At 42.4% G+C, this 20,257-nt stretch carries 15 protein-coding genes, 16 tRNA genes and 1 rRNA gene (1 of these 32 only partly in view); 5 read left to right on the top strand and 27 right to left on the bottom strand.

The window, feature by feature from the left end; all coding sequences use genetic code 11:
• Positions 1-106 precede the first annotated feature (106 nt).
• A complete protein-coding gene (locus ACY8DX_RS03845) occupies positions 107-790 on the top strand; it encodes a YoaK family protein (RefSeq protein ID WP_462406217.1) in 684 nt (227 codons plus the stop codon).
• A gap of 42 nt (positions 791-832) precedes the next feature.
• Here ACY8DX_RS03845 and ACY8DX_RS03840 read toward each other — a convergent pair whose 3' ends face one another.
• The 7 genes from ACY8DX_RS03840 to ACY8DX_RS03810 form a co-directional block, all read right to left on the bottom strand.
• Complete coding sequence (locus ACY8DX_RS03840; RefSeq protein ID WP_462406887.1) at positions 833-1,732, bottom strand: 3-hydroxyacyl-CoA dehydrogenase; 900 nt, start codon at positions 1,730-1,732, stop codon at positions 833-835.
• Between the two features lie 38 nt (positions 1,733-1,770).
• Positions 1,771-2,517 carry an SDR family NAD(P)-dependent oxidoreductase gene (locus ACY8DX_RS03835; RefSeq protein ID WP_053103776.1) on the bottom strand — a complete coding sequence of 249 codons (747 nt, stop codon included), beginning with the start codon at positions 2,515-2,517 and terminating at the stop codon, positions 1,771-1,773.
• A gap of 304 nt (positions 2,518-2,821) precedes the next feature.
• Positions 2,822-4,318: a peptide MFS transporter gene (locus ACY8DX_RS03830; RefSeq protein WP_462406216.1), complete on the bottom strand. Its 1,497-nt coding sequence runs from the start codon at positions 4,316-4,318 to the stop codon at positions 2,822-2,824.
• Positions 4,319-4,528: 210 nt separating this feature from the next.
• A complete protein-coding gene (locus ACY8DX_RS03825; protein WP_049672053.1) occupies positions 4,529-5,818 on the bottom strand; it encodes an MFS transporter in 1,290 nt (429 codons plus the stop codon).
• Between the two features lie 207 nt (positions 5,819-6,025).
• Positions 6,026-6,631, bottom strand: a complete 606-nt coding sequence (locus tag ACY8DX_RS03820) for a hypothetical protein (RefSeq protein WP_462406215.1) — start codon at positions 6,629-6,631, stop codon at positions 6,026-6,028.
• A gap of 189 nt (positions 6,632-6,820) precedes the next feature.
• The gene (locus ACY8DX_RS03815) at positions 6,821-6,985 is read right to left on the bottom strand and encodes a hypothetical protein (protein WP_156185652.1); all 165 of its coding nucleotides are present in this window, start codon (positions 6,983-6,985) and stop codon (positions 6,821-6,823) included.
• A 164-nt stretch (positions 6,986-7,149) separates the two neighbouring features.
• Positions 7,150-9,039, bottom strand: coding sequence for an FUSC family protein (locus ACY8DX_RS03810; protein ID WP_049672055.1), 1,890 nt, complete (start codon positions 9,037-9,039; stop codon positions 7,150-7,152).
• Positions 9,040-9,371: 332 nt separating this feature from the next.
• On the opposite strand from ACY8DX_RS03810, the gene ACY8DX_RS03805 reads away from it, so the two are divergent.
• From ACY8DX_RS03805 to ACY8DX_RS03795, 3 genes are all read left to right on the top strand, one after another.
• Positions 9,372-9,797: an excalibur calcium-binding domain-containing protein gene (locus tag ACY8DX_RS03805; protein WP_049672056.1), complete on the top strand. Its 426-nt coding sequence runs from the start codon at positions 9,372-9,374 to the stop codon at positions 9,795-9,797.
• A gap of 28 nt (positions 9,798-9,825) precedes the next feature.
• The gene (locus ACY8DX_RS03800; RefSeq protein ID WP_231589547.1) at positions 9,826-10,404 is read left to right on the top strand and encodes a class D sortase; all 579 of its coding nucleotides are present in this window, start codon (positions 9,826-9,828) and stop codon (positions 10,402-10,404) included.
• A 299-nt stretch (positions 10,405-10,703) separates the two neighbouring features.
• On the top strand, positions 10,704-12,005 hold the full coding sequence (locus ACY8DX_RS03795) for an ATP-grasp domain-containing protein (RefSeq protein WP_049672058.1): 1,302 nt from the start codon (positions 10,704-10,706) through the stop codon (positions 12,003-12,005).
• 213 nt (positions 12,006-12,218) lie between these two features.
• On the opposite strand, the gene ACY8DX_RS03790 is transcribed toward ACY8DX_RS03795, so the two are convergent.
• From ACY8DX_RS03790 to istA, 4 genes are all read right to left on the bottom strand, one after another.
• A tRNA-Leu gene (locus ACY8DX_RS03790) sits at positions 12,219-12,300 on the bottom strand.
• Between the two features lie 173 nt (positions 12,301-12,473).
• The gene (locus tag ACY8DX_RS03785; protein WP_156185653.1) at positions 12,474-13,517 is read right to left on the bottom strand and encodes a YheC/YheD family endospore coat-associated protein; all 1,044 of its coding nucleotides are present in this window, start codon (positions 13,515-13,517) and stop codon (positions 12,474-12,476) included.
• A gap of 419 nt (positions 13,518-13,936) precedes the next feature.
• On the bottom strand, positions 13,937-14,659 hold the full coding sequence (istB, locus tag ACY8DX_RS03780; protein WP_462405992.1) for an IS21-like element helper ATPase IstB: 723 nt from the start codon (positions 14,657-14,659) through the stop codon (positions 13,937-13,939).
• Between the two features lie 17 nt (positions 14,660-14,676).
• Positions 14,677-16,185: an IS21 family transposase gene (gene istA / locus ACY8DX_RS03775; protein ID WP_439803018.1), complete on the bottom strand. Its 1,509-nt coding sequence runs from the start codon at positions 16,183-16,185 to the stop codon at positions 14,677-14,679.
• A 257-nt stretch (positions 16,186-16,442) separates the two neighbouring features.
• Here istA and ACY8DX_RS03770 point away from each other — a divergent pair, with 257 nt between their 5' ends.
• The gene (locus ACY8DX_RS03770) at positions 16,443-17,738 is read left to right on the top strand and encodes an ATP-grasp domain-containing protein (protein ID WP_439802069.1); all 1,296 of its coding nucleotides are present in this window, start codon (positions 16,443-16,445) and stop codon (positions 17,736-17,738) included.
• A 449-nt stretch (positions 17,739-18,187) separates the two neighbouring features.
• Here the strand turns inward: ACY8DX_RS03770 and ACY8DX_RS03765 are convergent.
• From ACY8DX_RS03765 to ACY8DX_RS03690, 16 genes are all read right to left on the bottom strand, one after another.
• Positions 18,188-18,269 (bottom strand) — tRNA-Leu (locus ACY8DX_RS03765).
• A gap of 7 nt (positions 18,270-18,276) precedes the next feature.
• A tRNA-Cys gene (locus ACY8DX_RS03760) sits at positions 18,277-18,351 on the bottom strand.
• Between the two features lie 15 nt (positions 18,352-18,366).
• Positions 18,367-18,441: transfer RNA gene (locus tag ACY8DX_RS03755), tRNA-Gly, on the bottom strand.
• A 7-nt stretch (positions 18,442-18,448) separates the two neighbouring features.
• Positions 18,449-18,523: transfer RNA gene (locus ACY8DX_RS03750), tRNA-Gln, on the bottom strand.
• A 9-nt stretch (positions 18,524-18,532) separates the two neighbouring features.
• Positions 18,533-18,608 (bottom strand) — tRNA-His (locus ACY8DX_RS03745).
• 5 nt (positions 18,609-18,613) lie between these two features.
• Positions 18,614-18,687 (bottom strand) — tRNA-Trp (locus tag ACY8DX_RS03740).
• 8 nt (positions 18,688-18,695) lie between these two features.
• Positions 18,696-18,779, bottom strand: a tRNA-Tyr gene (locus ACY8DX_RS03735).
• 11 nt (positions 18,780-18,790) lie between these two features.
• A tRNA-Thr gene (locus ACY8DX_RS03730) sits at positions 18,791-18,863 on the bottom strand.
• 54 nt (positions 18,864-18,917) lie between these two features.
• Positions 18,918-18,993 (bottom strand) — tRNA-Phe (locus tag ACY8DX_RS03725).
• A 14-nt stretch (positions 18,994-19,007) separates the two neighbouring features.
• Positions 19,008-19,084: transfer RNA gene (locus tag ACY8DX_RS03720), tRNA-Asp, on the bottom strand.
• Positions 19,085-19,090: 6 nt separating this feature from the next.
• Positions 19,091-19,164: transfer RNA gene (locus ACY8DX_RS03715), tRNA-Met, on the bottom strand.
• Between the two features lie 28 nt (positions 19,165-19,192).
• A tRNA-Val gene (locus ACY8DX_RS03710) sits at positions 19,193-19,268 on the bottom strand.
• 7 nt (positions 19,269-19,275) lie between these two features.
• Positions 19,276-19,350, bottom strand: a tRNA-Glu gene (locus tag ACY8DX_RS03705).
• A 17-nt stretch (positions 19,351-19,367) separates the two neighbouring features.
• Positions 19,368-19,459, bottom strand: a tRNA-Ser gene (locus tag ACY8DX_RS03700).
• A gap of 4 nt (positions 19,460-19,463) precedes the next feature.
• Positions 19,464-19,538 (bottom strand) — tRNA-Asn (locus ACY8DX_RS03695).
• A 203-nt stretch (positions 19,539-19,741) separates the two neighbouring features.
• Positions 19,742-20,257, bottom strand: a 23S ribosomal RNA gene (locus ACY8DX_RS03690); it runs 2,420 nt beyond the window's last position.

The following is a 20,257-nucleotide window of genomic DNA, read 5'->3' as shown; positions in this document are numbered from 1 at the left end:
CACAGCTCCTCTTCTTCATTTGGAAACAATACGCATATTTCCTCGATTTCGGTAAAGAATGACATCATACGAAAAATGCCCATTCATGTAAAAAGGAGTTGCCACTATGCATCAATCTTTTCTTTTCCGTCTGAGACTCTCCTCGAATTCCTTGATTATGGGTATGCTCCTCGCCTTCGTCGGAGGATATTTAGATGCATACACCTATATCACGAGAGACGGTGTCTTCGCCACAGCCCAAACAGGAAACACCGTTCTTTTTGCCGTGAGGGCGGCGAGCCAGGAATACAGCGGTGCCATCCAAAATGTCCCGCCATTCCTTGCCTTTGTTGCCGGTGTACTTGTAGCAGAGCTTATTAAGGATAAGCTCAAGCCTCGTCACAGAGCTGTGCTTACTCTCGAATTCCTTATCTTATTCATTGTCGGTTTCCTCCCGGCAAGCATACCGAATATGATCATCACCATGGCCATTGCCTTCGTTTCTTCTCTTCAGATTGCCACATTCAATAAACTTGGCGATTGGAGCTATAACTCCACCATCACAACCGGAAATCTGCGAACAGCCGCCCAAGCATCCTATGGGGCATTCGTCGGTCATGATGAGGAATCAATGCGGAAATTCAAAGGCTTTACCGCTATTATTCTGTCCTTTATCAGCGGCACCTTAGTTGGAACATTCTTCAGTGACATCCTTGGGTATACAGCCATCTGGATTGCCGCAGGCATCATTCTGATTACAGTGATTTTGTATCATAGAAGAAAGGAAGCCGGCAGAGCGGCCCTTGCATAGAAAAGAGGAGAAAGCAGCTTTTGCTTCTCCTCTTTCTATCCTTTAGGCTTTTAGAAAATCTGGATCCATATAGCTTGGGTTCGGATACTTGTAGAACCCTTCACCCGTCGCTGTTCCAAGCTTGCCTTTATCAATATATTCTTCCTTCAGCATCGCAGCAAGCTTTTTATGCTCCTCGCTGCCGGTTACTGCCGCTTTTTGAGCCACGATATTATAGGCGGTCGTAATACCGACTACATCCAGAATGGCAAAAGGTCCTTTTGGTGCTCCAGTGGCAATCATCCATGTCTTATCGATTGTCTCCACATCAGATATCCCTCTTGCCAAAAGCATTTGTGCGGCATCAAGCAACGGCACTAGCAAGGAGTTCAAGATATAGCCTGGCTGCTCCTTATGCAGCGGAAGAGCGACCATGCCAATTGCTTGGGCAAATTCTATTACATCCTCAAACACACCCATCTCTGTACCTGGATGCTTCATAACCTCTGCCGTATTATTCTTCCAGATTTCATTTGCGAAATGAAGAGCCAGGAATTTCTCTGGACGTCCAGTTGCCTCAGCAAATTGACTTGGCAGCATGGTTGATGAATTGGTCGCAAAGATTGTCTTCTCAGGAGCTGCCTCCCCTAATTTTTGATAAAATTCTGTTTTAATTTGTGCAAGCTCCGGAATGGCTTCAATCACTAAGTCCGCATTGGCAACCGACTCTTTCAAATCAGCTGAATAGGCAATGCGTCCGTAAGCTGCGTCCACTTCCTCCTGAGCCGCTCCTAAATCATCCTGATAGCGGGATTTTAGTTTAGTCAGGCGTTCCTTCGCTTCGTTTAAGGCATTGTCATTAATATCGTAAACGGTTACATTAAATCCTTTGAAAGCTGTCTGATAAGCAATTTGACTTCCTAATACGCCGCTTCCTGCAATCGTAATGTTTTGATAGTTCATCATTTATTCTCATCCCTTTGGTCGATTATGAATCTTTATTATTGTAGTATTTGACCGCCTGCACAGTTAATGATTGAACCTGTGAGTAATTTCCCATTCTTCATAGCGAAAATCACGGCCTCTGCTACTTCTTCAGCTGTTGCCGCAATATTCGGAGGTGTAGTAGCCTGAATCGCTGCCCCGATTTCCTGATTCATCGTAACGCTGGCATTCTTCGAAATCGTCGTTTTCATATTATTTGGGGCAACCCCTACAGCATAGATGCCCACTCCCTGATAATCCTGCCCAATAGATTTGGTCAACCCAGCTAGAGCATGCTTAGAAGCTGAATAAACGCCATTGTAGGCCGTTGGTTTAAAGGAATTGGAGGAAACAGTATTCACGATAGTACCTCCCCCATTTTCGAGCATTACAGGAATCACATATTTTATGCCTAAGAAAGCTCCCTTTACATTGATGTTCATGATACGGTCATACTCTTCTGCGCCGTATTCATGTAATAAACGGAAAGGAACCATGATTCCCGCATTATTTAAAAACACATCAATTGTTCCAAATGCCGTTTTTGCTTCTTCCACATACTTCTTCACATCATCTTCATTTGATACATCCGCACGAACAAAGATTGCTTCAGCTCCTAAATCCTTCGCATCCTTTGTCGTTTGTGTTCCTGCATCCTCATTGAAATCCACTAACACTAAACGATAGCCTTCCTTGGCCAATTTTAATGCAGTTGCTCTTCCCAAACCTGTTGCTGCACCCGTAATGACAACTACTTGATTCATATAAAGCATCTCCCTTCGATATCTTCATCAAAATATGTCTATCACTTTTCCCTACATATCTATTATACACCTGCACAGGTATATTCTACTAATATAGTAACCTGTCCTGAAATGACTATAGACACGTCATCAATACTAAAAATTCGCTCATCTCTTTTAATTTCCGCCCATACATTCATTTTTTCACCCATACTACGGCCTGTTCGCCCATAAACAATGTTTTTTGGATGATTCCCATCATAAAGGACGGCACTGACGATGTTTTTAAAAAAGCCCCGGCAAAGCCGGGACCACATAAAACCTCTTATCGAATACCTTTCATCTTCCGTTGAATCATCGGAGAGATGACAAACATCAGGAATGCACACAATATGGCGAAACCGCCGATTGTGCCAAAGTAAAGCATTTCCGTTTCTGCCGTATACAATTTGACTATCTGCGAGTTCAAGGCCTGTGCTACCGCATTAGACAAGAACCAAAGACTCATCGTTTGCGCAGAGAAGGCTGCCGGTGCGAGCTTGGTCGTCGCTGACAATCCAACCGGTGACAGGCAAAGCTCTCCTAATGTAACGACCAAATAGCTTAAAATCAGCCAATAAGGACTTACAAGTGAATCCGTTCCGCTTAAGTATCCCGGAATCAGCATCACAATAAAGGAAAATCCAGCCAATAATAGCCCAACCGCAAATTTCTGCGGAGTCGATGGCTGCCTGCTGCCAAGCCTTAACCACAGCCATGCAGCAACTGGTGCAAAGATGATGACGAACATGGCCGGCATCGCTTGCAGGACACCTGGTGGTATTTTCTGTCCAAGCAAGGTTAAATTCGTTCTCTCTAAAGCATAAATATTTAGAAGGTTAGCCCCTTGTTCGTAAATCGCCCAGAATAGAACAGAAGACAGGAATAATGGAATATACGCAAGCAATCGAGAGCGCTCATCCCCAGTCGTTTTCGGGCTCCTGTACATCGTGATAAAATAAACTACCGGCAAAATCACGGCTGTAATGGTCACGAGCAAAATAAATCGGTCAATCGTCAGCCAATTAACAGCAGCAAGAGCATAAAGAACAACCCCAGCTATTATCACGCCAGCAATGATAGAAATCGCATATTTCTTCTTCTCATCCCCTGCAAGCGGGTTTGGAACCTCATCCCCAAGATGACCGAGATTTTTTTTCTTTGTAATGACATAGACGATAAGCCCGACAAACATCCCTACAGCCGCTGCAGAGAATCCAGCATGGAAACTACCAAACTCATATCGTAATTTCTCGACCACAAACGGAGCCGTGAAGGCACCTAAGTTAATGCCCATATAGAAAATACTGAAGCCGGAATCGCGGCGCTGATCATTCTTTGTATACAGCTCACCGACAATGCTTGAAATATTCGGTTTAAGCAAGCCTGTCCCAAGAATGATAAATATCATACTGATAAAGAAGGCTTCCACACCGAATGGCAGGGATAAAACAATATGACCAACCATGATCAAAATACCGCCATAAAATACCGTTTGGCTTGTCCCTAACAATCGGTCTGCAATCCATCCTCCAATAATACCGGACAAATAGACAAGTGAACCATAAATCGCCACAATAGACATCGCGGTCGCCTGATCAAAACCTAAACCGCCCTTTGTCACTTCTGCATATAAATAGAGAACCAAAATGGCCCTCATCCCATAATAAGAAAATCGCTCCCAAAACTCTGTAAAGAATAACGTAAATAGCCCCTTAGGATGCCCAAAAAACCCGGTGTTTGGAATCCCAGGAACTCCTGCTGTTTTGTTTTGGTTCTTCAAAAAATCCCTCTCCCTCTATAGTAATGGTACAAATACATTTATCCATTATAGTACAAATTGACGGATAAATCTAAATTGACACTCAAGTTCGATAAGAAAGGGCTATCCCTGCAAGTTTCTTCCTTCAAGCTTTTAGAAGAAAAGAGCAGACTAAAAGCCTGCCCCTTTCATTTGAATATAGTAATAATTTCTTGATGAAAACTAAAACGATTATGATTGTTTCAGGCGTGACCAAACAATCAGCGGAATGAGCAGTAAAGCAAAAAAGCCTCCCGCAAGTGAAAGCACAGCATAACTGGAACTTGCCATAACCATTCCCGAAAGCACTCCTCCAGAAGCCCCAGCTAAGGCAATCAAAACATCCACCGTCCCCTGAGTCCTTGCACGGCCTTCAGGTGTGGTTGAATCGACAATCAATGCCGTACCGCTGATTAAGCCAAAATTCCAGCCTAACCCAAGCAGACCCAGCGCAATCATAAGACCAGCCATTGAGCCTGCCGGTGCCATAGTAGCTGTCACACCTGCTGCTAATAATGTAACACCTGATGCGATTGCCATCACTGTCCGGCCAACCTTATCAACCAGAACACCTGTCACAAGAGAAGGTAAATACATGGCGCCTACATGAATCCCAATGACCAATCCGACCTGACTTAAATCATGTCCATGATGCTGCATATGCACCGGTGTCATCGTCATGATAGCCACCATAATAATTTGCGTGAGCACCATGACCCCAGCCCCCATCATGATCCCTTTCTTATTAGATAAAGGCTGTAGCTGCTGTTCAGATAAAGGACTGGATATTGTCCTTTCTTTCCGTTCAATCGCTCTTGCCACAATAAAGGGATCTGGGCGAAGAAAAATGAATAATACCAGCCCTGCCATCATATAGGCAGCCGCTGCCAGAATAAAGGGCCCCGCAAGAGCAGGCACTCCGATGGACGAGGCAATATCCCCCATCACCTCGACCAAATTAGGGCCGGCAACCGCTCCAAATGTCGTGAAAACCATCGCAATACTCACGGCCGTTGCCCTCTGTTTAGGCGCAGCTAAATCTGTACCAGCATAACGAGCCTGCAAATTCGTTGCTGTACCAAAACCATAGATTAATAAGGAAACACACAATACCCAAATATTATCCATCATCGCCGCAATAATGACGCCAGCGGCACCTAGACCGCCGGCTGCAAATCCGGTGGCTAACCCAAGACGCCTTCCATACCGTTCTGAAAGCCTTCCGACTAGAAAAGCCGCCAAAGCTGAACCAAGCGTAAACAACGCAGTCGGCAACCCCGTAAAGCTGTCAGTCCCTAACATATCCTGCGCTAAAAGGGCTCCAACCGTAATGCCAGCCGCCAATCCAGCGCCACCGAATATTTGAGAAAAGACAACAATGATCAGCGTCTTTCGATAGAGCGTTCGCTGTCTTTCTGGAGAGCTAACATAACTTTGCAGATAATCCACTTGAAATTTAGATTGATCCATCTTTCTTACCATATAGTACCTCACAATAACCAAAGAATATTAAAATCGCCGTCAAATCATGAAAAGTCTATAGCAGACTAACCACTAGTTTGATTGTCTCTTTCTTCCATTCATTTAGCAATACTCATGAAGAACTTAATAACACTCCTATTCAGCCGAGTAACGCCAATCGTGAATCAATAAAAAGAGCCCATCCAGTAGATAGGCCCTCTCTCAAACTTACTTTTTCTCTGTCTTCACCTTCAGCAAAAATCCTGTTCGATCTTCCTTGATCATCTTCTCTACTTCATTCTTATCTTTTAGATTATAGCTTTGAATATGAGAGTCTTTAGAAATCCGATAAGCTCCCAGTATATACGTTTTACCTAATTCCAATTCAATCTTTTCAGCATCGACAGCTTTTTCCCATCCGTATGCAGAGCCTGAGTAATCAAGTTCTATCTCTTCCGACTTTCCTGATACCCCAGGTCCGTAGACTACAACTATCGCTTTTTTCTCATCATTATGGACAATCCCCATACCTAGATGGCCCTTTTCGCTCTTCTCAGGACTTTCACTAAAAGAAATGCCCCCTGCTTGCTCTGTACCCATCTTCCCATCCTTATATTGCTCCGTCCAGATGGTCACCTCAGTCTCATCCGCGTCGGCCCATGTGAGATCAAAATCAAGTACCTCTCCAAGGTGTAAATCCTTGAATGTCTTTACATACTCCGAATTCTCATTAAGCTTAACAGTCGTCCTCCCGCTTGCCTCTGACACATTACACCCAGAAATCACACCTGCTAACAACAGCAACCCAATTAAAACAAACCAGTTCTTCTTCAATAGACTCCCCCCTGCCATTCGTTATTCGCACATATCCATGATGATTTCCTTTATATATTCCCTACTAAGTATTGATAGTCCTTTTTCAGTTAGGAAAAACATCTGCAAACTCCCCGCCAAATACTTGCGTTCAATCCCATTAAATAAAAAAGGATCACAGACAATTATGCCTGCAATCCTTCAACCCCTTTACGGAATCATCCCGCGTATAATAAACAAAATCACGATAATCAGCATCGTAATCAATACTGCTGCTAAAATACCAAAGAGCCTTCCCCGTTCTCGCCCTCTTCCTTTTCTTGTCAAAAAGAAATAAACGAGGAGGAAGATTGCCACGTAAAGAATAATATCCAAAATCATCATCCTCCTTCCAAGCGTTAAGCAATTTCACCAAAGATGTGAATATACAACTTATACCCTTCTTTCTGAAGATAATCGTCTATTTCCGTCAAAATAATCCATCAGTAAGTTTGATGTATACAAAAAGAGCCCTCATCACACATGAGAGCCCTTTGTCATTATTCGAAACAAGCCTGTCTTCTAAACCCTTTATAAATTCGCAAAGCATCCTTTAACAATACGTATTCCTCAAGGGATTTGGAAAGGTAAAGCCGTTCATATAAACGGCTTACCTGCTCATTTATCCCTTCCTCCTCTGAACGAAAAATCGTATCGAGTTCTTCAAATATTTCCCCAAACAGCTGGACATCCACATCCTCCTTCTGCATTCGTAAGAACACTTCATAGATTGCATGATTCAAACGGCGTTGAGCAGCAAGAAATCCATCCATTTCACTAACCTTAAGCATTTGATTATTCGAACGGATTCTTTCCTCCATTAAGGTTGAAGCAGCAAACAAATGATTGATTGTGTGGGCATTATTTCTTTCGTTTAAATAAATATAAACCTCGCGCAGCAATTCCTGAGAAACCTTTTTATAATCCTCCATTAAGTCTCTTGTCCCCTTCTCAATCCCATGCGGCAGAATAAAACGATTGGCAAGCATGCCAATCCCTATTCCAATGAGTACAAGGACAATTCTCCTCATTGTCAGAACAGTTGGATCTCCTGATGTGAGTGCAGCCGATCCAAGAGCAGAGATGGTAACCGTCAAAACGACATTTCGGTATTCTACCGCATAGCTATTCAAATAGCCGGCCAGCATAACCAAGAACGTTCGCATGGTCGTATCCTGAAAAATATTGAATGCCACAATAAAGATTGCTGCCCCCATAAAAGTTCCAATCAATCGTTCCTTAAAGCGATATTTTGCCGCCTCATAATAAGGCTGCGTAACAGAAAAAATCGTGAATATTATCCAGCGTCCTTCATGAATATTGAAATAATCAACCATAAAAGCAGCTGCTGTGATGGTCATTCCCAAACGCAACGCGTATGTAAATCTAGCTGAATCTCGATTAATATCCTTAATTAATTGATAACCGTTCCGATGTCCCTCTGGAATTCCAATCACCTTTTCTACCTTGTTCAGCTCAGAAGGCTTACTCGTATGGAGGTACACCAGTAGTTCACGCAATAGCGTTAATGTACTGATGATTTCCACTATGTAGGCAGTGCCATAGTCCTCAAGGGCTTTATTTAAGCGATTCAATGAATCATCAGACAAGCCTGTCCCATGCTTCATATAATCCTTCATCTGCCCCAATTCAAGCTCCAATGCCTTTAAGACTTCGTCTGGGCAGTCATGAACATCCGCACGACTTAACATCAAATGCAGCTTTTCAAGACAGACAGAAATCTTCAATCGAACTCTGCCCTCATGAGTCAGATAATAACCCTTGATTCTTCGGAAATAAATCACCTTCCTGAACTCATTGATGTCTGATTGAATAGCGGCATCCAGCTCTTGATCTGACTGGTGGTCACGAATCCGGTAGATCTTTTCCTGTAAATGATCACAAACCTGCAGAAAATAGCGATTACCCCGTTTAGATAATTTCCTCCTGTTAAACAACCATTGCACCAGCATGATAAAGATGGCTCCAGCAGCCAAGGAAGAAAGCCTTAATGGGAAATCCTCCAGCGGTACCGGATTGGTCAGCAGAAACAAATATTGCAGCCCGACCGCAATATGGATAGGTCCTTTAATGTTCGAAGTAAAAAAGTATCCAACCATAAACATTGCGAAGAAGTTAATCGGCAGCCCTATCCATGGGTTCATGACAGCCAGCTGACTGAAAACCCCCTGGGATAAATTAAACGCCAAAAGCAGCAATAAACTCTTCCACGGAGACACAGTAAAGTCCCTCTGTAAATACATAAGCATAGCTACTACTGTCGTAACCCCAATCAGCACATTCTCCTGTCCAAAGACAGTCTCAAAGCCTGTCACAAACAAGAGCACAAAGATAAATATCATGGTTTTCGATATGATCAACTGCTTCATCTTTTCCCATCCTTAATTCACTAATTGTTATATTAGAATATTAAAAAATAGTATACCCTATTATGGACAAAGAAAAAAAGAAGCTGTGAGATGGCTGGCTATCAATAAAGATTCATCCTGCCATACACACCATCGGAAAACCCGACAAAAACAAGACAAGAAACTTGTCCAACTTTCGACATAATTTCCGATTGGTTCAAACCTACTGTTGAATAGGATAAAATAACTGAATATTCAAAACAAGAGGTGTATCGTTTGAAAATCTATGGCAATTCATCTCATAATATGACTGGAATAAAATTTCCAATTTCGACAGAATGGAGCTGATGTACATGAAGAAGTTGTTTGCAGGCATGATGGCAGTAGGTTTCTTGTTGGCTGGTCAAAGCGCTTATGTATTTGCAGAGGATGATCGAAATTGTGGAGACTTTTCCAGCAAGGAAGAAGTGATGGCATTCTGGTATGAGAATGGGTACAGTGCTAACAATGACCCTCATGACTTAGATCGTGATAATGATGGGTTGCCATGCGAAACGAACAAAGGTGAATATGATGCATATGTTGCATCTAGAGAAGAAGAAAAAGATGAAGGAGCTGCAGCTGATTCTCCAGCAGGCACAGATTCCGAATCTACTCAAACAGAGGGAGAAGCATTGCCTGATACAGCCACTGATAATGTTACCATGATGGCCGTCGGTGCTGCACTCGCTGCTGCAGGCGGTATCCTCGCACTTAGAAAAACCAAATCAAAGGCATAAGAATGGCCTCCTTAGCATGGGGTGAATCGTGGCTAGTAGAATCGCAGGTATAGTACTATTGATTGCAGGCATATACACAGTGTTGACGAATTTTGGCAGCTGGCAGGAAAGCCGTGCTTCTATAACACCATTAACGAAACAGGAGATGCAGAATTATGAATCTCAGCAAGCTCAGCCCGCCAAGATAGATACGGCAGCCTCCCAGGAATATGAGCAAGGAGAAGAAGTCGCCACCTTGATCATCCCAAAAATCCAGCAAAAGTTCACGGTTTACTGGGGAACAGATGAAAACACATTGGGTAAAGGGGTCGGCATGTTTGCAAGCAGCCTGACTACCACACCAGGCCAAGGACACACAGTTCTAAGCGGTCACCGAGACACAGTCTTTGCCGGCCTTGAACAATTAGAGACAGGCGACAAACTAATTGTGAGCTATGAAGAACAGCCATACACGTATATCATCGAAAAAATCTGGATTACCGATGAGGATGACCGGACCGTCATTGTCGAAAAGAAGGAACCGACACTGACCCTCACAACCTGTTATCCCTTCACCTACGTCGGGAACGCCCCTGATCGCTATATATTGCAAGGAAAGCTCCTCTAAAAGGAGCTTTCTCTATGAATAAACCCTATATAGGGGTACCGTTCTTTGTCTCCAAATTGTTGCATCTTCTTTCTACATCTAACTGTTCTCCGTCAGTTGATATTCAATCCCTTATTCTTATTGCCTTGTCTCCTGAGCATTTCCGAATGGCTGAATCCCCCATTTGTTTAGTCTCCGAATATTCTGCTCCTTCCACAGGATATTGACCCGCACCACTTTTCGTTTTTATCAATACATTAATCAGAAGGACACAAGAATTTAATCATGTTCCATAAAAGACAAAAAGGAGACTGGCCTATTTGAAGACCGTTGTGTTTATAGAGACTGCTAAATCAGGCTCAAGCAGAGAAGCTATTCAAGCTGCAGATGAACTTGGTTATTATACAGTGTTGTTCACTAAGCGTTCCTCCTTTCTAGAGAACCCGAGCGAGTTTCAAGATGTACACTATATGAGACTGGTTAATTTAGATAATATTCATGAGCTTCGTAGAGAAATTCAATTACTACGAGAGAAAGGATTAATCATTGAATCGATTATTAGTTTTATGGATTCATATTGCTATGTCGCTTCTTTATTAGCTGAAGAGTATCAAGTCAATCCTTTTAGTACTGAGGCTATTGGAAATATGAAAAACAAGCTATACTCACGAAAGATGTTAGCGCAAAGCCCCTTTGTACCAAAATACTGGGTACTCAATAATGAATCATCTATAGATGATTACTTAAGTGATATGGCACCTAACTTTCCACTAATAATGAAATCACCTCAATCAACCAGCTCTAAGGATGTTTTTCAAGTAAATGACGATAACCAGCTGCTGCAGGGGCAGCGTGCACTTCTTAAGAAATTTCCAGACCAGCCTTTTATTATTGAGGAATATTTACCTGAACCTCAGTATCTCGTAGAATCAGTTGTCGTTGCTGGTAAAGTAAACATCGTCGCCATTTTCAGGCAGGATATCCAGCACCAAAAACGGTTTATTGTAACAGGTTACAGCCTGCTGCTCGATTCCAATGAAGAATTGTACAAGTCAATCACCTCTGCTGTAGAAGACATCATTAAATTACATGGATTAACAAATGGGCCTTGTCATTTGGAGCTTAGACAAAAGAATGATACATGGAAGCTAATCGAAGTTAATCCAAGGATATCCGCAGGTGCCATGAACGAAATGATTGTTGCCGGGTATGGGATTAATCTAGTAAAGGAAACATTGAAATTAGCCCTTGGAAGAGAGCCGGATTTTACAAAAATATTTGAGAAACATCTCTTTACTCAATATATAACCATAGAAGATAGTGGTGTATTAGAGAAAGTTACCGGACAAAATCGTGCAAAGCGATCTCCAGGCGTGCTTAACGTTTATGTAAGACCGCAAAAAGATGCTTATCTTCACCCGCCCTTATCCATGGGCCATCGATACGGCTATGTAATGGCAACAGGAGAAACAGAGGCAGAAGCTATCCAAAACGCGAAGAATGCAGCCGCAGAAATTCAATTCTCCCTTCTGCCTATCGATAATGCTGAAGAAGAGCGATTTGATCGTAGTCTTGATGCATATACCTACGATGAGCCAGATAAGAGTCAATCATCAGAATGACAGTAAGTTCAGCCGCAAAAAACAGTAAAGTTAATATAACTTATTCGTAAAAACTAAAAATGTAAACTATGGCATGATTCTCTTATTTATTTGATGAGAACCTTCAACTTCTCTGTGTTATTAAGGCAATAGGTAAGACAGAATAAAAAAAGACTCTCAACCGAATTAGTTGAGAGTCTTTTCCCATAAGGCTTGGCAACACCTTATGCTGGATACCGGTGGTCGGGGTCGAACCGACACTCCCGAAGGAACACGATTTTGAGTCGTGCGCGTCTGCCAATTCCGCCACACCGGCATAAGTTGAACGATTTGTTCAATGGATTAAATGAAAAATCCTTATATTAATATACCGATAAAAAGGTCAAATGTCAATATCATTTTTCAAAGAAATGAAAGGTTAGCCAAATCGGTAAATACTGACTATATTGACTAACCCACCAGCTATCGGCCAAATTACCAATCGTAGTTTTATCCCACTTGATGTTTTCTCGCTAAGTACATGCAATATTGAATCATGTTTTTAACTACATCCATTTCCAAATAAAAGGTAGGCGGGCAGCCTGGCCGCCAGTTTACTTCATAAATCCATATTTTCCCGCTATCATCAAGACCGACATCTATACCTAATTCATCGATGACTTCATTGAATGTATTGATTTGGATATCATCCATATGATGTGCTAATTGGAGTGAAAAGACCTCTAAATACCGTTTAATATTAAAATACTCATCACCATACTCCTGTTTTAAGAATGGTACTAAATAATTCATGGAGCCTCCGCTATTAATATTTGAAACGATTGTTCCGCTTGCCCCTATTCTAGGGTAGACCGAGGTAATTACCCACTTTCCTTCTCCATTCTTTTGTACATGTAGGCGAAAGTCATAAGCTTGTCCATTCTTTGTTTTACATAATATATATGGTTGAACGATGTAAGTCTTTTTATCAATTTCCTCCGTCAATAAATCTCTAAGTTCATCGTAGGTCATCTTGATTGTCTTTGTACCCTTCAGTACCCAAAATTCATTTCCCACTCGTTCAATCATCAGAATTCCTTCTCCCTTTCTTCCATTCTTCGGTTTAACGACAACTCTTCTGTAGGTACCAATGTACTGAAATAACACATTGATATCCACTAAAGTTTCCGAGGGAATTAAGTATCGGGAGAATTGTTCTGCCTTTTTTAACCTCTCATATACCCGCATCTTATTACCTATAGAATGACTTGTAAATGGAATAGTGTCTTTTAATTTATCAATAATCTCTTTACTATTTGCAAGCTTGACCGGGCTTCCAGCATTATAAATGACATCTGGAAATGCAGTGACTCTTTCCACCCATTCTCCATTTTCAAATACCCAGCCACGAATAGTGGAATCCTCAAATTGCACCCTGCGAGGGGAGAAATAGACGAACTCAGCACCTTCCGCTTGCGCTATTGCGGCATAGGCATAAGATTTAATTACCTTACGTGGATCTCGTCTATGATGAAGCATACCAATCCTTATCAAATTCAAACACCTCTTACATACGAATTCTGATACTTAATCCAAATCAGAATACGCAACAACAGCTTTAAAGGTAACGGCTCCAATCCAATAAGAAGAATAATCCCCTAAAAATAGCTGTTTCTCAAGGAACTGACTGTATACATCCCTTCAACAATCACTTGAACATTTCAACAGAAAGAAGTGAATAGATCAGTTTTAGCTGCATTATTCAAGAGGTGCTGTTCCCTTCCTTAGGTAGCGGCGAATATACCAACGGAAGAAAAGTATGTTAAATACTATTTTGAACTGAATTATTTCTATCCTGACAATATCTTCGTTAAATAGCCGTGTCATATTGTTAGCCTTTAGCCTTAAAAAAAGTGTAATCGTCAACCCAAAAGTTGACCATGTCGCTCATGCAAAAGTTGACCACCCTCTTGTTACTTCGAATAAGTCTCTTTGAGACGATAGCTTTCTCCATTCATGGGGATGATGTGTGCCTTATGGGTTACTCGATCCAACAAGGCGGCGGTCATCTGTTCATCGTGAAAGACCTCTACCCATCGACTAAATTCCCGATTACTCGTGATAACCATACTGCCTCTTTCATAACGTGCCGAGAAAAATTGAAAGAGTAATTCTGCTGCTTTCTGGTGGTAGGGGATATAGCCCAGTTCATCGACAATTGTGACATCTGCGGCCAACCATTGCTTTTCTAACTGAAGCAGTCTTTTTTCGTCCTGAGCTTCCATCAGTTCATTGGATAGGCGGGCGGCCGTATAGTATCGTACAGTATAGCCCTGTTCAATCGCTTCTTCTCCTAGCGCGATGGATAAATGTGTTTTCCCTGTTCCCGAGTTCCCGATGAATATGACATTCCTTTTCTGTTGAATATATTCCCCTTGAAAGATGTCCAACATGCGCCTTTTAGGTACGTGAGGGGCCTCTTCAAATTGAAAAGCGAGAAGGTCTTTATGTACCGGAAACTGCGCTTTTTTTCTGGCTGTCGCTTTCTTTTTGATTTCTCGCTCAGCTACTTCAATCGCTAATAAATGAAAAAGAAAGTCTTCATAGGTGATTTGTTGCTCATTTGCTTCACGCAAATAAGCGTCCACTTGCTCACGTATGGCTGGTAATCGTAATCTTTTTAGATATTCATCCATTTGATATCGATGTGTGCTCAGTGTAGATACCTTCCTTTCTGTAATAATTGATCATATGGATCGAAAGTAGGCGCCTTGACTGCGACAGATTGGTCCATTTTATAGTTTATGGGGGATGGCTTCATGATTTCTGGCTTCGTCATTAGATACAGATAATGCTTGACGCTATCAGCTGTATATAGCTGCTCTTTTACACTACTTTCAACCGCCTGTTTGACCGTTTCGATCGAGAACTCCCGATGGAGTTTTAGTAGTTTAATGAATTCTTTTCCATGCCCATATTTAGAAAGAGTACGACGATAAAATTCTTGATAACTGGCAGGAAGGTTCGCTCTGCGGACAGGGCGTGCATGCGGAATGGCCCTTGGTTTTCTCTCTAGTTCATCCAAATAATGATCCACTTCAAATACTTCATGAAATCTTTCATAGGAACGTTCATGCTTCGCTACACATTGCCCGCCTAGCCAGATCTCAATATGATTGACATAGGCATATAGGTGAGCGTCTTTTTGTCCTGCATATCTTGTTGGGACGGAGTAGGCATTGGTTTCAAAGTTTACCAGGGACAGGCTATTAACACTGGCTTTCACCTTCCTGGCACAAGGATGTTTACTGATGATCGGCAATAGTTGCACACGCTCTTCCTGAAATCGTTCACCCACCTTTTCGTTTGTTTTGGGTACGAAGGTTTCTTCATAGGCATTACATTGTTCCATTAAATAGTGATTCAGCTCCAGAATTTCACTAACCTGAGGAACCGGCACAAGGAATTGAGCTCTGGCTGTTTGTACCAGCTTCTCCACTTGTCCCTTTTCATTTCCTTTGGCGGGTGCACAAAATTGGGCATCAAAGAGATAGTGGGAGCGAAACTGGACAAAAGCTTCCTGTTCTTCTCGCTTCGTTCCTTCTAACACCTTCTTTACAGCTGTTTTCATATTGTCATAGACTATCGTTTTCGGAACACCACCAAAGTAATCAAAGGCGTCTGCGTGGCCTTGGAATAATGCCTCTTGACGTTGATGCTGAAACACTTTTACAAATATTTTGCGGCTATACAAAAGTCTCATACAAAAAAGCATGACTTTCCTTTCAATCCCATTCAAACACACAATGACTTCTCCCCAATCAAATTGGGCATGTTCGCCAGGATCGAATTCCAACGGTATAGAGGAATTTGGGGTTTCTTTGAGCTGCTTGTATTGGCGTACAAAACGGCGTACGGTGGATTCTCCGCCTTTAAAGCCGTATTCTTTTACCAAGCGTCTGTGGATTTGAGCAGCACTATGACGCTGTTTTACTGGGGCTGTTTCATCCTCCGTTAGCCATCGGATAATGGTAGATTTAACGGAGTCGATGACCGGATTGGCAACCGGCTTTGATCGTTGATAGGTTGGAATTTCATTCTGTTGTATGGCTTTTCGTATCGTTTGCCTGGAGAGATTGAGATCTTTTGATAATTGCCGAATAGATCGACCTTCTTTAAAGTGCAATTTTCTGATAAGCTCTATATTAGCCATCTTTAACATCCTTTTTTCCTCCCAAATCATAAAGTTCTCGACAAACTCAATGATAAGGGATTGGGTGTTAAGGGTGGTCAACTTTTTGATTAGCGAATTGTACTAAAGTGGTCAACTTTTATTTTAGCGTTTACAAAAAAAAGGAAATCACCTTTATTTAAAGGTTTATGGCCCACACAAATCCCACCTTTTATTAATACATTATTAGGACCGACCAAGTACAATCAATCTCGTTCCTTCATGGACTTAAAAGGAGTCTGGACATTTTGAAAACCGTCGTTTTTATAGAGACTGCCAAATCAGGTTCAAGCAGAGAAGCTATTCAAGCTGCAGAAAGGCTTGGTTACTTTACAGTGTTATTCACTAAGCGTTCCTCCTTTCTAGAAAAACGAAGCGAATTTCATGATGTGCATTATATGAGATTAGTGGATTTAGATAATATTAAAGAGATTCGTAAGGAAATACAAATACTTCTGGATAAAGGATTAATGATTGAGTCAATTATCAGCTTTGTAGATCCTTATTGCTATACGGCTTCCTTATTGGCAAAAGAGCATCAAGTGAATCATTTCAGCACTGAAGCTATTAGAAAAAATGAAAACAAGCTATACTCACGTGAGATGTTAGCATCAAGTCCCTATGCACCAAAGTACTGGGTATTAAACAAAGACTCCTCTTTAGATGAATATTTAAACGAACTTCTACCTAATTTTCCATTAATGATGAAATCTCCGCAATCAACTGGCTCTAAGGATGTATTCCAAGTAAACGACAAGAAACAGCTAATCAAGGGGTATAGTGCACTGCTCAATAAATTTCCAAACGATCCTGTTATTATTGAAGAATATTTGTCAGAACCTCAGTATCTAGTAGAAGCAGTAGTGGTTGCTGGTAAGGTACACATCATTGCGATTTTTAAGCAGGATATTCAGCAGCAAAAAAGATTTATTGTAACAGGTTACAATTTGATGCTAAATCCAAATTATGAATTTCACCGAAAAATTAAATCTGCTGTATTAGGAATCATAAAACTGCATGGACTAACAAATGGACCATGCCATTTGGAATTAAGACAAAAGAATGATAAATGGAAGTTAATCGAAATTAACCCAAGGATATCTGGAGCAGGAATGAACCGAATGATATTAGGGGGATATGGGATTAATCTTGTGGAAGAAACATTGAAAATGGCATTAGGAATAAAGCCGGATTTCACTAAAAAATTTAGAAAACACATCTATAGTCAATATGTAACCGTGGAGGAACAAGGAATACTAGAAAGAGTTACAGGAAAAAATCGTGCCAAACGATCACAAGGTGTACTCTATGTATATGTTAAACCTCGAAAAGGGACTTATCTATACCCTCCTCTATCCATGGGCCACCGATACGCCTATGTGATTGCTACGGGGGACTCGGAAGAAGAAGCCATTCGAAACAGCAAAAACGCAGCTTCTGCCATACAATTTTCTCTTTTGCCAATTGATGAAGAAGATGAGAATACCCTTATTAGAGAAGTTGATGCATACAACTTAGATGAACAGGAGAAAGACAATAGTTGATTTAAACTGTGCTTATACAACCCTATTACTATTGAATAGTTCATGCAAATATGCTATCTAACAATATGACATAGATTTAAAACACTTATCCCAAAGCATTGGAATAAGTGTTTTTAACATTAAAATAAATGTCTAGTTATCATATAATGCCGCAGGGCATAAAACTAGGTTAGCTGCTTGTGATCGACATACACAAAGACATATGACCGGCTTAGCCATTACCGATAAAACAACAACTCTAGTACTATATGTGTGCTAGAATCATTCAAGAAGATAACTAAGGCCCTCATTTCTCATTTGGTCATTAAACCGGGCAATGTAAAGTCAAGATTGCCATTCTCCTTTTCAACTTGCTGCCCAACAATTAGTACAGAACCATAAAAAAGGTCCATAGCATAAAATGCTATGGACCTTAATGTGGTTTGACAGTTTGGCACACTGTCATCTGATACCGGTGGTCGGGGTCGAACCGACACTCCTCACGGAACACGATTTTGAGTCGTGCGCGTCTGCCAATTCCGCCACACCGGCATAATTATGGAGGCGGCAACCGGATTCGAACCGGTGAATAAAGGTTTTGCAGACCTTGGCCTTACCACTTGGCTATGCCGCCAATGATTAAGTTGTTTGGAGCGGAAGACGGGATTCGAACCCGCGACCCCCACCTTGGCAAGGTGGTGTTCTACCACTGAACTACTTCCGCATTTAAATGGCTGGGCTAGCAGGATTCGAACCTACGAATGACGGAGTCAAAGTCCGTTGCCTTACCACTTGGCTATAGCCCAAAGTTTTAATGGGGCGGCTGATGGGAATCGAACCCACGAATGTCGGAACCACAATCCGATGCGTTAACCACTTCGCCACAGCCGCCATATTGGCAGGGGCAGTAGGAATTGAACCCACACTGGAGGTTTTGGAGACCTCTGTTCTACCTTTAAACTATGCCCCTATTATGAATGGTGGAGGGGGGCAGATTCGAACTGCCGAACCCGAAGGAGCGGATTTACAGTCCGCCGCGTTTAGCCACTTCGCTACCCCTCCGATATTAAGAGTGCCGGCAAGAGGACTTGAACCCCCAACCTACTGATTACAAGTCAGTTGCTCTACCAATTGAGCTACACCGGCATGACATGTTAGATTAAGTTATATCATAGTATTTATTGAAAGGTTAATTCAAAATGGTGGCTCAGGACGGAATCGAACCGCCGACACAAGGATTTTCAGTCCTTTGCTCTACCGACTGAGCTACTGAGCCATCATTTATGTAAATGGCGGTCCGGACGGGACTCGAACCCGCGACCTCCTGCGTGACAGGCAGGCATTCTAACCAACTGAACTACCGGACCATATTATTGCGGGGACAGGATTTGAACCTGCGACCTTCGGGTTATGAGCCCGACGAGCTACCAGACTGCTCCACCCCGCGCCAATGGGAATGTGATACTAAAATTTTGTGGTGGAGGATGACGGGATCGAACCGCCGACCCTCTGCTTGTAAGGCAGATGCTCTCCCAGCTGAGCTAATCCTCCATTTAAGTGGTGACCCCTACGGGATTCGAACCCGTGTTACCGCCGTGAAAGGGCGGTGTCTTAACCGCTTGACCAAGGGGCCGATTATGAAGTTAATAATGGCGGAGAGCAAGGGATTCGAACCCTTGAGACAGCGTTGACCGTCTACACGATTTCCAATCGTGCTCCTTCGACCTCTCGGACAGCTCTCCATTATGGCTCCGCAGGTAGGATTCGAACCTACGACCGTTCGGTTAACAGCCGAATGCTCTACCACTGAGCTACTGCGGAATAATCATATTATCATCTGGATCGGTTCATTTAAATATCTGCATTTCTTTTGAAACAACTTTGATATTTTCATTTTCTTTACCAGACTTCTTCGTCAGCGACATTTATTATTTTAACATCGTTTCTGACTTTAGTCAAGAGTTTTTTAACTTTTTTCACTCTCTCAAAACTGGATAATGTTTGTTTGGCATATGCGTTTGTTCTTGGTTAAGTCCTCGAACGATTAGTATCCGTCAGCTCCATGTGTCGCCACACTTCCACCTCGGACCTATCTACCTGATCATCTTTCAGGGTTCTTACTAGCTTGCGCTATGGGAAATCTCATCTCGAGGGGGGCTTCATGCTTAGATGCTTTCAGCACTTATCCCGTCCGCACGTAGCTACCCAGCTATGCTCCTGGCGGAACAACTGGTACACCAGCGGTGCGTCCATCCCGGTCCTCTCGTACTAAGGACAGCTCCTCTCAAATTTCCTGCGCCCACGACGGATAGGGACCGAACTGTCTCACGACGTTCTGAACCCAGCTCGCGTACCGCTTTAATGGGCGAACAGCCCAACCCTTGGGACCGACTACAGCCCCAGGATGCGATGAGCCGACATCGAGGTGCCAAACCTCCCCGTCGATGTGGACTCTTGGGGGAGATAAGCCTGTTATCCCCGGGGTAGCTTTTATCCGTTGAGCGATGGCCCTTCCATGCGGAACCACCGGATCACTAAGC

This window comes from Gracilibacillus sp. Marseille-QA3620 (assembly GCF_054950035.1).
Note: the sequence above shows the minus strand (reverse complement) of the source record. Positions and strands in the feature narration are given on the sequence as shown.

Bases quoted from the DNA above. Each gene is read 5' to 3' on its own strand.
- ACY8DX_RS03845 (WP_462406217.1), top strand. From the start codon at position 107: ATGCATCAATCTTTTCTTTTCCGTCTGAGACTCTCCTCGAATTCCTTG.
- ACY8DX_RS03840 (WP_462406887.1), bottom strand. From the start codon at position 1,732: ATGAACTATCAAAACATTACGATTGCAGGAAGCGGCGTATTAGGAAGT.
- ACY8DX_RS03835 (WP_053103776.1), bottom strand. From the start codon at position 2,517: ATGAATCAAGTAGTTGTCATTACGGGTGCAGCAACAGGTTTGGGAAGA.
- ACY8DX_RS03825 (WP_049672053.1), bottom strand. From the start codon at position 5,818: ATGGTAAGAAAGATGGATCAATCTAAATTTCAAGTGGATTATCTGCAA.
- ACY8DX_RS03810 (WP_049672055.1), bottom strand. From the start codon at position 9,039: ATGAAGCAGTTGATCATATCGAAAACCATGATATTTATCTTTGTGCTC.
- ACY8DX_RS03805 (WP_049672056.1), top strand. From the start codon at position 9,372: ATGAAGAAGTTGTTTGCAGGCATGATGGCAGTAGGTTTCTTGTTGGCT.
- istB (WP_462405992.1), bottom strand. From the start codon at position 14,659: ATGGATGAATATCTAAAAAGATTACGATTACCAGCCATACGTGAGCAA.
- istA (WP_439803018.1), bottom strand. From the start codon at position 16,185: ATGTTAAAGATGGCTAATATAGAGCTTATCAGAAAATTGCACTTTAAA.